Source organism: Bordetella sp., from assembly GCF_057362025.1.
On sequence record NZ_JBMQQZ010000080.1, the window covers coordinates 1 to 13,657 of the forward strand.

13 protein-coding genes are annotated in these 13,657 nt (G+C 65.7%); 5 read left to right on the top strand and 8 right to left on the bottom strand.

All coding sequences use genetic code 11. The features are described from left to right. Positions 1-415: 415 nt before the first annotated feature. Positions 416-1,327 (bottom strand): transcriptional regulator GcvA, encoded by a 912-nt coding sequence (gene gcvA, locus ACO1P8_RS16410; RefSeq protein ID WP_486296951.1) that lies wholly within the window; start codon positions 1,325-1,327, stop codon positions 416-418. Positions 1,328-1,447: 120 nt separating this feature from the next. Between gcvA and ACO1P8_RS16415 the strand changes: the two genes are divergently transcribed. Genes ACO1P8_RS16415 through leuB form a run of 4 tightly spaced genes read left to right on the top strand, consistent with a single transcriptional unit; the run spans position 1,448 to position 5,590 of the window. Then, a complete protein-coding gene (locus tag ACO1P8_RS16415) occupies positions 1,448-2,407 on the top strand; it encodes a Bug family tripartite tricarboxylate transporter substrate binding protein (RefSeq protein ID WP_486296952.1) in 960 nt (319 codons plus the stop codon). A 42-nt stretch (positions 2,408-2,449) separates the two neighbouring features. Then, the gene (leuC, locus tag ACO1P8_RS16420) at positions 2,450-3,874 is read left to right on the top strand and encodes a 3-isopropylmalate dehydratase large subunit (RefSeq protein WP_486296953.1); all 1,425 of its coding nucleotides are present in this window, start codon (positions 2,450-2,452) and stop codon (positions 3,872-3,874) included. A gap of 2 nt (positions 3,875-3,876) precedes the next feature. Beyond that, positions 3,877-4,476, top strand: a complete 600-nt coding sequence (gene leuD, locus ACO1P8_RS16425) for a 3-isopropylmalate dehydratase small subunit (protein ID WP_486297079.1) — start codon at positions 3,877-3,879, stop codon at positions 4,474-4,476. 37 nt (positions 4,477-4,513) lie between these two features. Next, positions 4,514-5,590: a 3-isopropylmalate dehydrogenase gene (leuB, locus tag ACO1P8_RS16430; RefSeq protein ID WP_486296954.1), complete on the top strand. Its 1,077-nt coding sequence runs from the start codon at positions 4,514-4,516 to the stop codon at positions 5,588-5,590. 44 nt (positions 5,591-5,634) lie between these two features. Here the strand turns inward: leuB and ACO1P8_RS16435 are convergent, their stop codons facing one another. The 7 genes from ACO1P8_RS16435 to gshA all read right to left on the bottom strand — a co-directional run bounded on the left by ACO1P8_RS16435 (position 5,635) and on the right by gshA (position 12,844). Beyond that, positions 5,635-6,114, bottom strand: coding sequence for a DUF6644 family protein (locus ACO1P8_RS16435; protein WP_486296955.1), 480 nt, complete (start codon positions 6,112-6,114; stop codon positions 5,635-5,637). Continuing rightward, complete coding sequence (locus tag ACO1P8_RS16440) at positions 6,111-6,491, bottom strand: DUF6152 family protein (RefSeq protein WP_486296956.1); 381 nt, start codon at positions 6,489-6,491, stop codon at positions 6,111-6,113. Before ACO1P8_RS16440 ends, ACO1P8_RS16435 begins: the two co-directional genes overlap by 4 nt. 14 nt (positions 6,492-6,505) lie before the next feature. After that, positions 6,506-8,554, bottom strand: a complete 2,049-nt coding sequence (locus ACO1P8_RS16445) for a TRAP transporter large permease (RefSeq protein ID WP_486296957.1) — start codon at positions 8,552-8,554, stop codon at positions 6,506-6,508. Continuing rightward, entirely contained in the window at positions 8,551-9,153 is a 603-nt protein-coding gene (locus ACO1P8_RS16450; protein WP_486296958.1) for a TRAP transporter small permease subunit, read from the bottom strand. The genes ACO1P8_RS16445 and ACO1P8_RS16450 overlap by 4 nt, the downstream gene beginning before the upstream one ends. Positions 9,154-9,208: 55 nt before the next feature. Continuing rightward, a complete protein-coding gene (locus ACO1P8_RS16455) occupies positions 9,209-10,327 on the bottom strand; it encodes a TRAP transporter substrate-binding protein (RefSeq protein WP_486296959.1) in 1,119 nt (372 codons plus the stop codon). A gap of 316 nt (positions 10,328-10,643) precedes the next feature. Continuing rightward, positions 10,644-11,132 carry a lipocalin family protein gene (locus ACO1P8_RS16460; RefSeq protein ID WP_486296960.1) on the bottom strand — a complete coding sequence of 163 codons (489 nt, stop codon included), beginning with the start codon at positions 11,130-11,132 and terminating at the stop codon, positions 10,644-10,646. A gap of 125 nt (positions 11,133-11,257) precedes the next feature. Further along, positions 11,258-12,844: a glutamate--cysteine ligase gene (gene gshA / locus ACO1P8_RS16465; RefSeq protein ID WP_486296961.1), complete on the bottom strand. Its 1,587-nt coding sequence runs from the start codon at positions 12,842-12,844 to the stop codon at positions 11,258-11,260. Positions 12,845-12,965: 121 nt separating this feature from the next. Between gshA and ACO1P8_RS16470 the strand changes: the two genes are divergently transcribed. After that, positions 12,966-13,610 (top strand): hypothetical protein, encoded by a 645-nt coding sequence (locus ACO1P8_RS16470; RefSeq protein ID WP_486296962.1) that lies wholly within the window; start codon positions 12,966-12,968, stop codon positions 13,608-13,610. Positions 13,611-13,657 lie beyond the last annotated feature (47 nt).

Below are 13,657 nucleotides of genomic sequence, written 5' to 3' on the forward strand. Positions count from 1 at the left end.
AATGCGTGATCGCAGGCCCTATCCCGTAGACGGGCGATGGGCATGAGTTCGGTGCCGCATGGCAAAGATGACCGTTCAAGCATCCCGCCTTCGCCGATCGCGCATCAGCCATACCAGCGGTACCAGGACTGCCGAGACCAGTAGCGCGGTCGCTGCCAGGCCTGCTGGCGTTGCGCGGATCGCGCACTTCATCGATGCCGCTTTGCCCATCGAACACTCCATGGACAGCTTCATCTCCTCCGGGTGGGGTAACGCGGTCCCGGAATCGGTAGAACATCCCTGATGGGCGAGCGGCGTTTCGTTGCGATCCAGGGGCGGGGACGCCGGGTCGTGTAGCGGGGTGATGGGCGTTGTGCTCATTGGCCTGCTCCTTTCGATGACGAAGGACAACGGTCGTGTCGCGGAAAAGCTGCCGTTACGACATTAGCAGGCGGGACTCCATCTCTTCCGCTTCCTTCACGATCCATGCTTCAAATGCCTGCACGCGTTCCGGCTTGGGCCGGTCGCTGCGATACGCCAGCACATAGGCGCCGCCGGTGTCGGTGCGCTGGGGCAGCGGCGCCACCAGCCGTCCTGCCAGCAGGTCGTCGCTGACGAAGGCCAGCTGCGCGACCATGACGCCCAATTGGTCGATGGCGGCCTGGTAGGCCAGGGCGGCGTTCTCGAACTTCAGGCCGCTGTTGCCGTCGATATGGCCGACGCCTGCCGCCGATAGCCACGTGGGCCAGTCGTTGGGGCGGTTCAAGGAACACAGCAGGACGTGATCGGCAAGGTCTTCGGGCCTTTCCAGCCGCGGCTCCTTGTTCAACAGCCCGGGCGCGCAAACGGGCAGCAGCGTTTCGCCGAACAGTCGGCGGTAGCCGGGGCCCGACGGTGTCCGTGCCTCCGAATGGATGCTGATGTCCACATCCTCGCGATCGAAATCGGCGCGCAGATGGGAGGTGGTGATCTGTACATCGATGTCGCGCCGCGCGGCGTGAAAGCGCGCCAGCCTGGGCACCAGCCATTTGATGGCGAAGGTCGGCGGCAGCTTGATGCGCAGGCAGCGATCGTCCGGCTGCTGCTGCAACTGCCGGGTCGCCTGTTCGATCTGGTCCAGCGCGGCCTTGATCGTGCGGAAGTAGGCCTGTCCCGGTCCGGTCAGTTCGATGCCATGGCGGCCGCGCACGAACAGTTGCGCCTTGGTCCAGTCCTCCAGCGAGGCGACATGGCGGCTGACCGCGCCCTGGGTGACGCAGAGTTCTTCCGCGGCACGGGTAAAGCTGGCATTGCGCGCGGAAGCCTCGAAGGCGCGCAGTGCGTTCAGCGGCGGGAGGCGACGGGTCATGGCCTGCTCCAGAGTGCTATGAGTATTGATCATAGCTGACATGCCTTAATTTGCCTTGCCGGCCAGAAGGCCACGGCCAAGAATAACGCCCGTATCACCACAAAAAATACGGAGACAATCATGAAGAAACTGCATGCCTGGCTGGCCGCCCTAATGCTGGCCGCCTGTAGCGCCGCGCAGGCGCAGTACCCCGACCACCCGATCAAGATGATCGTCCCCTGGCCCCCGGGCGGGGGTGTGGACACCATGGGGCGCCTGGTGGCGCAAGGCTTGTCCCAGGAGCTGGGCCATCCCGTGATTGTCGATAATCGGTCCGGCGCGGGGGGCAACATCGGCACGGAGCTGGCGATGCGCCAGCCGGCGGACGGCTACAACCTGTTGATGGGCTCCATCAGCCCCAACGCCATCAACGTCTACCTGTATTCCCACCTGGGCTTCGACCCGGTCAAGGACTTCACGCCCATTACCTATGTATCGGCGGTGCCCAACATCCTAGTCGTGCCGGCCTCGTCGCCGTTCAAGACCATGCAGGACCTGGTCGCCTACGCCAAGGCCAACCCCGGTAAGCTGAACTATGGTTCGGCCGGCGTGGGGTCGTCGCAGCACCTGGCGGCCGTGCAATTCATGGACGCGACCAAGATCAACATCGTCCATGTGCCGTACAAGGGCACGGCGCCGGCCGAAGCCGACCTGATGGCGGGCCACGTGTCGCTGATGCTGGACACGACGACCTGCCTGCCCATGGTCAAGGCCGGCAAGCTGCGCGCGCTGGCGGTGGCATCGCGCCAGCGCAACGCGCAACTGCCCGACGTGCCGACCCTGGACGAGCTGGGCGTGAAGAACGTCTATGCCTCGTCATGGTATGGCCTGATGGGCCCGAAGGGCATGCCCCAGGACGTCGTAGACAAGCTCAGCAAAGCGACCAACGCGGTGCTGAAGAACCCCGAAATCCGCCAGCGCATGCTGGACTACGGCGCGGAGATCGGCGGCGGTACGCCGGCGGAGTTCACCCGCTTCATCAACGAAGAGATCCAGCGCTACAAGCCCATCGTGGAATTGTCCGGCGCCAAGCTCGATTGAACGCGCCGATTCCCTCAACCTTTATCGGACTGCCATTCAGCCATGTCTTCTGCCCCCGCGCCTAGTACGCTGTTCGACAAAATCTGGTCGCGGCACCAGGTCCTGCAGCGTGACGACGGTACCAGCCTGCTCTACGTCGATCGCCATCTGGTTCAGGACGGTTCGGCGCCCGCTTTCGCGATGCTGCGGCAACGCGGCCTGAAAGTGCGCAGCCCGCAGCGCAGTTTCGCTACGCCCGATCATTACGTACCCACGGATACGCGCGACCTGTCCACGATCGCCGACCCGGAAAAACGCGCCATGGCCGATGCCTTGCGGCAGGATGCCAAGGATGCGGGCATGCAGTTCTTCGGGCTGGACGACCCGCGCCAGGGCATCATCCATGTGGTCGGGCCCGAGCAGGGCCTGAGCCTGCCGGGCATGCTGATCGTCTGCGGCGACAGCCATACCGCCACGCACGGCGCCATGGGCGCCTTCGCCTTCGGCATCGGCGCATCGGAAGTGGCCCACGTACTGGCGACGCAATCGATCTGGCAGCGCAAGCCGCCGACGATGCGTGTGGTGGTGCAGGGGCGCCTGCAGCCGGGGGTGGCCGCCAAGGACATCATCCTGGGGATCATCGCCAGGATCGGCGCCGCCGGCGCGACCGGCCACGTCATCGAGTATGCCGGCCCGGCTATCGAGGCGCTGTCCATGGAAGGGCGCATGACCGTCTGCAATATGTCGATCGAGGCCGGCGCGCGTGCCGGCATGGTGGCGCCCGACGACACGACCTTTGCCTGGCTGCACGGGCGGCCCTATGCGCCTTCGGGTGCCGAATGGGACCGCGCGATCGCGCAATGGCGCGCGCTGCCGACGGACCCCGGGGCGCGCTTCGACCGCGAAGTGGTGCTGGACGGTTCGTCCCTGCAGCCCATGGTGACCTGGGGCAACAGCCCCGAGGACGCCTTGCCCATTTCCGGCCGGGTGCCGGATCCGGATAGCGCCGCCGATGCCGGACGGCGGGCGGCGATGGCGCGCACCTTGGAATACATGGGTTTGACGCCCGGCATGCCCCTGACGGACGTGACGGTGGACCGTGTGTTCATCGGGTCCTGCACCAATGGCCGTATCGAGGATCTGCGCCAGGCCGCTGCCGTGGCGCGCGGCAAGCGTGTCGCCCAGGGGGTGCGCGCGTGGGTCGTGCCCGGTTCGCAGCAGGTCAAGCTGCAGGCCGAACAGGAGGGACTGGACCGGGTCTTCCTCGACGCCGGTTTCGAGTGGCGCTACGCGGGCTGCTCGATGTGCCTGGCGACCAACGGCGATACCGTCGCGCCGGGCCAGCGCTGTGCCTCGACGTCCAACCGCAATTTTGTCGGACGGCAAGGGCCGGGTTCGCGTACCCACCTGATGAGTCCCGCGATGGCGGCGGCCGCCGCCGTGACCGGCCATCTGGCCGATCCGCGCCCCTTGCTGGACAGGAGCTGATGATGGAAGCCTTCCAACGAGTCGATGCCGTGGCGCTGCCGGTGCCGCGGTCCAACGTCGATACCGACCAGATCGTCCCGGCACGCTATCTGCAGAAGCCGCGCACCGACGACTTCGGCGCCTATCTTTTCCGCGACCTGCGCTTTGCCAAGGATGGCTCGGAAAACCCCGATTTCATCCTCAACCAGCCGTCCTACCGGCCGGCCCGCATCGTCGTGGCGCAGCGTAATTTCGGTTGCGGCTCGTCGCGCGAACACGCCGTATGGGCGTTGTACGACTACGGCGTGCGCGCCGTTATCGCGCCCAGCTTCGGCGATATTTTCTTTTCGAACTCGCTGAAGAACGGTCTGTTGCCTATCGTTCTGCCCGACGAGACCGTCGCCGCGCTGCTGCGCGCGGTGCAGGACAGCCCGGGCGCGCATATCGTGGTGGACCTGGTTACGCAGACCGTCACGGCACCGGACGGCGGCACGCACGCATTCCAGATCGATGCCTTCTCGCGGCAATGCCTGCTCGAAGGCATGGACGAACTCGACTACACCCTTACGCTGGGCGATCGCATCGCCGCCTTCGAGCGGCAGCATGATGCATCCGCCGCCTAGCGCCGCTTGACTCCTGAATACCGAACAGAGGATACCCATGAAAATCGCAGTCATGCCGGGCGACGGCATCGGCAAGGAAGTTACCGCGCAGGCGGTCAAGGTGTTGCACGCCGTGCTGGGCTCCGGCGCGAACGTGGAATTGGTCGAGGCCGCGATCGGCGGCGCGGGCGTCGATGCCGCCGGCGATCCGCTGCCGGCCGCGACGTCGGAGATCGCACGCAAGGCCGACGCCATCCTGTTCGGCGCGGCGGGCATTCCCGGCGACGAAGCGATCCCCTACGCGATGCGGCCGGGCGCCAGCCTGCTGCGCCTGCGCAAGGAACTGGAGCTCTTCGCCAATTTCCGCCCGGTGTTCCTGTTTCCGGAGCTGATCGACGCGTCCACGCTCAAGCCCGAAGTCATCGATGGCCTGGACTTGCTGATCATGCGCGAGCTCAACGGCGACGCGTATTTTGGCGAGCCGCGCGGCATCCGGGTCAACGAGAAGGGCGAGCGCGAAGGGTTCAACACCATGCGCTACAGCGAATCCGAAGTCGAGCGCATCGCCCACGTCGCCTTCAAGGCCGCGCGCGGCCGCCGCAAGAAGGTGTGTTCGGTGGAGAAGGCCAATGTGCTGGAAGTCGGCCAGCTATGGCGCGAGGTGGTGATCAAGGTGGGCAAGGATTATCCCGACGTCGAACTGACCCATCTGTTCGTGGACGCGGCGGCGATGATGCTGATGCGCAATCCCAAGCAATTCGACGTGATGGTGACCGGCAATATCTTCGGCGACATTCTTTCGGACGCCGCGGCGATGCTGACGGGCTCGATCGGCATGCTGCCTTCCGCGTCGCTCAGCTACGGCCAGAAGGGGCTGTACGAGCCGGTGCACGGTACGGCGCCCGACATCGCGGGCAAGAACCTGGCCAACCCGATCGCGTCCATTCTGTCCATGGCGATGATGCTGCGCTACAGCTTCGATCAGGCGGCCAATGCCGACCGGGTGGAAGCCGCCGTGCGCGCCGTCCTCGCGGAGGGCTACCGCACGCCCGATATCATGCAGCCCGGCTGCCAGCGTGTCGGCACGGAGGAAATGGGCGACGCGGTGGCGATGGCCGTCAAGAAAACCCGCTAGGATCGGCCGCCGGCGCGGGAGGCGGCTTTCGCGACAGGCGGACCCTAGAGGAAGCCGATCCAGCGTCCCGCCACGATGGCACCCAGCCAGAACACCAGGGACGCGGCGGCATGCAGGCGCAAGGCGCGTGGGATTTCCGGTTCCCGCAGCGCGCGGCGCCAGTGCGGACCGGCGTGCAGCCACACGGCGTTCAGGATGGCCAGGCCGATCACGGCAAGCTTGATCAGGAAGGCGGGGTTCTTTACGTACTCGTCCGCCTTGACGGAAAACAGCAGCATGCCCGTGACGATGGCGCAGGCCAGCGCGGCCGCCGCCAGGTGCGACAGGTAAGGGCCGAACTCGCGCAGCGGCAGGGTGCCGCGCCGGCGCAGCAGGCGCAGGTCCAGCGCCGTGATCGAGCCGGCCAGCACACCCAGGGCCACGATGTGCGTGGCATTGACCAGCAGGTAGCCTATGCTGGAATCGCGCAGGAACTGGGCGGGCGGCAGGCCGGATACCCATTGCACGAAAGTGTCCAGGTTCATCGCCGGATGCGTTCCGGATATATGTCGTAGGTCTTTCCACCCACGGAGATCTGCACCGCCTTCATGCGCTTTTCGGCGTGATCGCGGGCGCGGTTGCCCACCACCGTGACGGATTGGCCGATGCGGGCGGACTGTTCGTTGAAGCCGGATTCCCGTGTCTGGGTGGGATTGCCCAGCTCTACGCGCCATAGTCCGTCATCGGGTGTTTGCACATCCAGGTGCGGGTGTGGCGGCGCGATCACCACCTTCTTGACGACGCCGGCCAGTTTGATCTGGTCCGTGTCGGCCCAGGACCAGCCGTGATGGGCGGCGGCGCTGGCCGCCAGTGCCAGGGCGAACGCCGCCATGCAGGCGGAGATGGTGCGATGCGGCTTCATGGTGTGCCTCCGGTTCAGTCGTACAGCAGTTTGGGAAGCCACAGGCCGATGCCGGGGAAAGCGTAGAGCAACAGGATGGCGACGATCTGTATGCCCATGAAAGGCATCATGCCCAGGAAAATCTGGTTCAGGGTGACGTGCCGCGGCGCCACACCCTTCAGGTAGAAGGCGGACATGGCCACCGGCGGGGAAAGAAAGGCCGTCTGCAGGTTCAGCGCCACCAGGAGTCCGAAGAACAGGGGGTCGATGTCGAAAGCGGCCAATAGCGGTACGAAGATCGGCATAAAGATCACGATGATCTCGGTCCATTCCAGCGGCCATCCCAGCAGGAAGATGATGACCTGCGCCAGTACCAGGAATTCCAGTTTGCTCAGGCCCAGCGAAAGCACCCAGGATTCGACCAGGGCCTGTCCGCCCAGCAGGGCGAAGGCGGCGGAGAATATCGACGAACCGACGAACAGCCAGCAGACCATGGCCGTGGTCTTGGCGGTCAGGTAGACGGATTCCTTCAGCATCGGCAGCTTCATCCGGCGATAGGCGAGGGCGAGCAAAGCCCCGCCCAACGCGCCCATGGCCGCGGCTTCGCTGGGCGTGGCCAGACCGAAGGTGATGGACCCCAGCACGGCGGCGATCAGGATGGCCAAAGGGAAGAACGATTCCATCAGGAGGCGAAAGATCAGCAGCCGCTGCCAGTTCAGCAGCAGGTAGAAGGCCGCCACGATGACGGCGCATATCGCGAACCCTATCCAGTAGCCGTCCGGCGCCGGCAGGCGTTGGCTATCGCCCGAAGGGGCGTCTTGCAATGGCGCCGCCGCGCCGCCGGGCGATGCAGCGCGCGGCGAGCCCATAACCGGCGCCAGGGACGGGCTGGCGGCGGCGGGTGGCCCGGCCAGGGCGCCCGGCGGCTCGGCCAATGTGCCCGACCCGGGCGGTTCCGCCAGGTCGCCCGGCTGCGGGACGGCTTGCATGGCGCCCGCGGGCTCCGTAAGCCCCGGGGGCTCGGCCAGTCCGCCCGGTTCCCCCAGGCTGGCGCCATAAGGCGCGCCGGTGCCCGATCCCAGCCGCAGTTCTTCCGGGACTTCATAGACCGCGGCGGGTGTCGTCACCATCGTGTGCACGGTGCCCATGACCAGGGCGAACAGTGCCAGCGGCGCCAGCGCCACGGCCAGATAGGTCCACAGGAACGGGCGCGCTGCGGCGGTGGCGGCCGGACGCGGCCGGAACAGCGCGCCCAGCAGGCCGGCCATCGCGTTGCCCGGATGCGCGCGCGCCACGCGGGCGGCATCGTCCGGCAGGGGGATCAATCTTTCGGCGGCGGCCAAGGGGGGCGCGAGGTCCGGCCGCAGCGCGGAAAGAACGATGACGTAGACGACATAGAGACCCGCCAGCATGAGGTCGGGGAACAGGGCGCCGGCGTACAGCTGCACCACCGATACGCCGCTGGTCGCGCCGTAGACGATCAGCATCACCGATGGCGGAATCAGGATACCCAGGCAGCCGCCCGCCGTGATGGAGCCGGACGTCAGGCCGATGCTGTATCCCGCCTTGAGCATGGCGGGCATGGCCAGCAGGCCCATCAAGGTCACTACGGCGCCGACGATGCCGGTTGCCGTGGCGAAGATCGCGCAGGTCAGCAGCGTGGCCACCGCCAGCGCGCCGGGCAGGCGTGCCAGCGCCAGGTGCATGGAACGGAACAGTTTTTCGATCAGGTTGGCCCGCTCGACCAGGTAGCCCATGAACACGAACAGCGGGATGGAAATCAGCGATTCGTTGGTCATGGTGGCGTAGGTACGCTGCACCATCAGGTCCAGCGTCTGCCTTACCGCGCGCGGCGAGAACCCGTCGCCTTGCATGGAATAGGAGAAGAACGTGAACAGCACGCCCATGCCCATCAGGGTAAATGCCGTGGGGAAACCCAGCATGATGGCCACGACGATCAAGGCCAGCATCAGCAGCCCGATATGGGCGGAAGTGAGGCTGCCCCATGGCGTCAGGAAAGCGATCATCGCCACGACGATGCCGATGCAGGAAAAGCCGAACCACACGGCCCTGTTCGTCTTCATGAGCGATATCCCTGATCCGGTACGGCGATGTCCTTGGCATGTACCATCCGCTTCAGCTTGTCGACGTCGACCTCTTCGACATCGTCGGCGCGCCGCGGCCACGCACCGTGGCGCAGGCACAGCAGGCAGCGGCAGATTTCCGCGCTGCCTTGCAGCAGCAGGAAGGCGCCGGCAAGGGGAATGAAGACCTTGAAGGGATAGATGGGCGGGCCGTCGGCCATCAGTGACGAGTGCTCGCGGATGGCGATGGATTCTCCCGCGTAGTACCAGCCGGCCCACACCAGCGCGGTGACTCCCGGCACGAAGAACACCAGGTACAGGATAAGGTCCAGTCCCGCCTGTACCCGCGGCCGCAGGAAGCCGTAGAGGATGTCCCCGCGGACATGGCCGTTCTTCGCCAGCGTGTAGGCGCCGGCCATCATGAACATGATGCCGTAGTACATCACCTGCATGTCGAAGGCCCAGGCGCTGGGACGATGGAGCAGATAGCGCGCCAGGACTTCCCAGCAGACATGCAGGGTCAGCGCGAGGATCAGCCAGGCGAAGGCCTTTCCCACGGCGGTCGACAACCGGTCGATGAAACGGATGAACGCCATCATGGGAAAGGCAGGCCTCCTGCGGTCACGCCATGGCGGATGATTTCCGGCGACTTCGTCAGGCCCTGGCAGGGGCGAAATAATGGTTGTAGGCCATGCGATAGTTCACCTGCGTATCGCCCTGCCATTTGCCGGCGCGTTGGGCGAAGGCCTTTTGCGAATCCAGCACTTTCTTGAACAGCGGGTTTTCCGCCGAGCGCCGCGCAATCATCTCGTCCCAGATCTTCAATTGCTGCTGCAGGATCGCGTCCGGCGTTTTGTAGAACTTGACGTTGCGCTGGTTCTGCAGGACCAGGTAGTCCTCCGAATAGCGGTTCACGGCCTTCCACGACATGTCCGCGCTGGACGCTTGCGCGGCGTAGCGCAGCAAATGCTTCAGGTGTTCGGGCAGGGCGGCGTACCGGTCCTTGTTGAACAGGATTTCGAATTGCTCGGCACACTGGTGGAAACTTTGCAGCATGCAGACCTTGGAAACATCGGCAAAGCCCAGCGCCAGGTCTGATGAGGCATTGTTGAATTCCGCGCCGTCGAGCAGGCCGCGATCGAGCGCGGGCACGATCTCGCCGCCGGGCAGTGCGTTCACCGCCGCGCCCATCGCCGTATACATGTCGATCGCAAGCCCGACCGTGCGGAACTTCACGCCCTTCATCTCTTCCACCCGCGACACCGGTTTCTTGAACCAGCCGAAGGGTTGTGTCGGCATCGGGCCGTACATCAGCGACACCACGTTGACGCCCATCGCCTTCTGGATTTCTTCCAGCAGCTCCTTGCCGCCGCCATATTCATGCCAGGCCAGCAGCATGTTGGCGTCCATACCGAAGGCCGGTCCCGATCCCCACAGCGCGACGGCGGTGTTCTTGCCGTACCAGTACGCGACCACGCCATGACCGCCGTCCAGTGTCCCGGCGGATACCGCGTCCAGCAGGTCGAAGGCCTTGACTACCGCGCCCGCCGGCAGGACTTCGATACGGAGCTGGCCGGCCGCCATATCGTTGACCTTGCGGGCGTAGTCCTGGGCGAACTCGTGAAAAATATCCTTGGAAGGCCAGGTGCTTTGGAAGCGGAGCGTGATGGGTGCTTGCGCGGGGGCGATCGACGGAAAGCCCAGGGCGGCCACGCCGGCCGCCGCAGTGGCGCCCGACAGGAATGTGCGGCGAGAACGAGTCTGGCGTTGCATGGCATGTGTCTCCTGTTGGCTGCTAAAGGACCATCGTTTTGTATGGAACCTGACTTCCCAACCAGTGCTCTGCCTATCCGCCAGCTTCGAGGCACGCGTCCGGCGCGCATCGTGGATATCGTTCTATTGGTCGCTTCTTCGCGGGCGTACCTGCTGGCTTTCGTGCATTACACGCGTATGTCGCCACGTTGACAATTGGCTGAACGTCGGGACTAACCCCAAGAGATCGGCCTGACGGCCTAGTCGGGATGATGGTGCCGCCGCCTTTGGCAGGCGCATGGCGGCCGCCGCTGGCTGCGCCGCGACGAAACGCGCGCTACTGCGCTGCCGCCTTGGCGTCGCTTTGCGGCGTGTACACCAGCTTATCGACGGGGTAGCCTTCCGACTGCGCGATGGACCTGGCCTTGTTCAGCTCGGCCGGCGGCAGCCGTGGCGTGCGGGATAGTATCCATAGCGACTTGCGCCCGGGGGAGCCGACCACGGACCAGCTGTAGTCGGGGGCCAGGCCGATGATCCAGTAATCGCCGGTAAACGGAGGCAGGAAGGTGACCTCCAGTTTGGCGTTATTGCTGCCGGGAACCGGTTCCGCCCGGCCGTGCGCCGTCCGGATGTCGCCTTCCGCGGTGCGGCAGCTGTTTTCGATGTTGATGCTGTCTGCGTCCCGCACCGAATACCGGGCGATGCTGTCGCTGGCGCAATAGCGCTGGTAGAAACGGGGCAGCCGGGCGATTTCGTACCATGTGCCCAGGTAGCTGTGCAGATCCACGGAAGGGACCGGTACGGGATCGGCCGGCTTTGCCGCCATTGCCGGTATCGCGGCGGCCAGGCCGCCTACACACAAGCACGCTATACACGCCCGAAGATGCATGGGTATCCCCGCGGACAGGATGCACGCAAGCCGGGACACGATACGCCCGGCGCCGCGCTACATCATACGCGCGTCGAGGCCGCCGTCGGCGGTTTCAGGGCCTGATGGAAACGTGACACGTATGTGTCAAAGTCGATCGTGTCGCCGGCCTCGATGGCGGCCTGCCCGGCCAGCGAGGCACGGGCCATTTCCGCATACGCCGCCGCCTTGTCGGACGGCAGGGGCGTGTCCAGCAGGGCGCGCGCATGGCGGCTGCTCTGCGCCAGGGTGTACTCCAGGAAGCCGGCACCCGTGCGCTTCAGGTCGTCCAGCAGGCGGGCGGACGGGGTCGACTGCGGTTCGTCCAGTTTGCCCGCCTGCGCAGCGACGGCTTGCCGGTATGCCCGGCCGCCGTAGGCCGCGTCCAGCAATTCGGCATAGGGCACGATGCGGTCCAGCAGTTCCTTGCCCCACTCGCGCAAAGAAGTCGGCGTGCCGTCGCGCATGAGTTCCAGGCCGGGTTTGCGGCCTTCATTGACCACGCGGTTGAAATTGCTCGCGCTTTTGCTACAGAAGCCCGCTTCGTCGAAGTAGGGGCTTTCGGCCGTGGCGCAAAACAGCAGAAACGCGTCGACGAAACGCGCGGTGTCGGCGGCGATACCGACGGGTTCGAAGGGATCGATATCCAGGCAGCGCACTTCGACGTACTGAACGCCACGCTCTGCCAGGGCCGTAATCGGGCGTTCGCCGCGCCCCGTAGCGCGCTTCGGGCGGATGCTGGAGTAGTACTCGTTTTCGATCTGCAGGATGTTCGTGTTCAGCTGGATCCATTCGCCATCGCGATGCGTACCGATTGCCTCGTAGGCGGGCCAGGGCATGGTAACGGCCGAATACAGGCGCTGCAGAAAGGTGGACAGGTCGTTGTAGCAGGGCTTGAGCTGCGACTGCGCCGGGTTCTGGTAGCCCAGGTCGCCCATGCGCAGGCTGGTGGCGTAGGGCAGGTACAGGGTATCCGCGCCGAGCGTCTGCAGCGGGTGGTCGCGGCCGCGCAGGAAGTCCTTCGACAGGGCGGGCGCGGCACCGAACAGGTACATCAAGAGCCACGAAAAGCGCGTGAAATTGCGGATCAGTGCGATGTACCCGGACGAACGGCGCTCCTGCTCGTCGGCGCCGGGGTGTTCGAGAAGATCCCAGATACGGTCGTCCAGCGAAAAGTTGTAGTGCACGCCCGCGATGCACTGCATCGTCTTGCCGTAGCGATGGGCCAGGCCGCGCCGATACACATGCTTGAGCATGCCGGTATTGGAGGTGCCGTACCAGGCAATGGGGATGTCGGCCTCGTCCGGCAGCACCGCCGGCATGGATTGATTCCAGATGAGTTCATCGCCCAGGTTGGCATAGACGAACCGGTGGATGTCTTCGAGTTCGCCGATAAGGCCCGCCACATTGCCCTGCGTGCCGGTGATCAATTCCAGGAGGGCCTCGGAGTAGTCTGTCGTTACGTGTTCGTTGGTCAGTGCCGAGCCCAGCGCCGCCGGGTGCGGCCTGCGCGACAACTGGCCATGGGCGTCGATCCGCAGGCCTTCTTTTTCGATGCCGCGCAGGGTAAGGGATAGCAGATCCCGATTGGCATCCAGGCGGGCAAGGCGACGAGCGGAGATATCGGTCACGGCGGGGCTTCTTATGGTCCAGGTAGATGGAGGCTGATTTTACGGGGTGCGTCCACGGCTGCGTGGAGTAACCCCCGGCCGCCAGGGATAATGGCCCTGGCGCTCCAGGGCCGGATACGGCATGGGCGACAATGGCATATCACCGTTATACCGCCAGTTGGCCGGCAATATGGACGAAGCGATCAGGCAACAACCATACGCGATGCGCGAATCAGTGGGGGGCCGCGACGCCGGCGGGAAGGCCGCGCGCCGGCCCTCCCGGCGCGCGGCCTGTGTGGCGCTGTGCGCGCTGTTGCTGGCCGCGTGCTCGCCTACGTATAACTGGCGGGAAGTCCTGATCGCCGACGGCGCCGCGCGCGCCGCGTTTCCGGACCGTCCGGCGACCGACACGCGCGATATCCGGCTGGGAGGCCGCGACCTGCGATTTTCCCTGACCTCGGCGCGCGTCGGCGACGCGGCGTTCGCGGTGGGCTACGCGCCGTTGCCGCCGGCCCTCGCCGTGGATCCCGCGGGCCAACGCGAACTGGCCGACGCCCTGGTGCGCGCGCTGTACGCGAACCTGGGTGCCGCGCCGCCCGCCACGCCGCCGGCCTATGGGGCCGATATCGAGGTGCGCGGCCATGCCGGGGGCCGGCCCGTCTGGGCCCTGGGACGGGTCTGGGTGCAGGGCGGCCTGCTGGTCGAGGCGGTGGCCACCGGGTCGGAGAACGGCCTGCCCGCGGCGCAGGCGCGGGAATTCGTCGGTTCCTTGCGTTTCGCGCAATGAGGGCGCCTAGCCGGAAGTACCGTCCGCTACGCGGGTTGCGGCGCTGC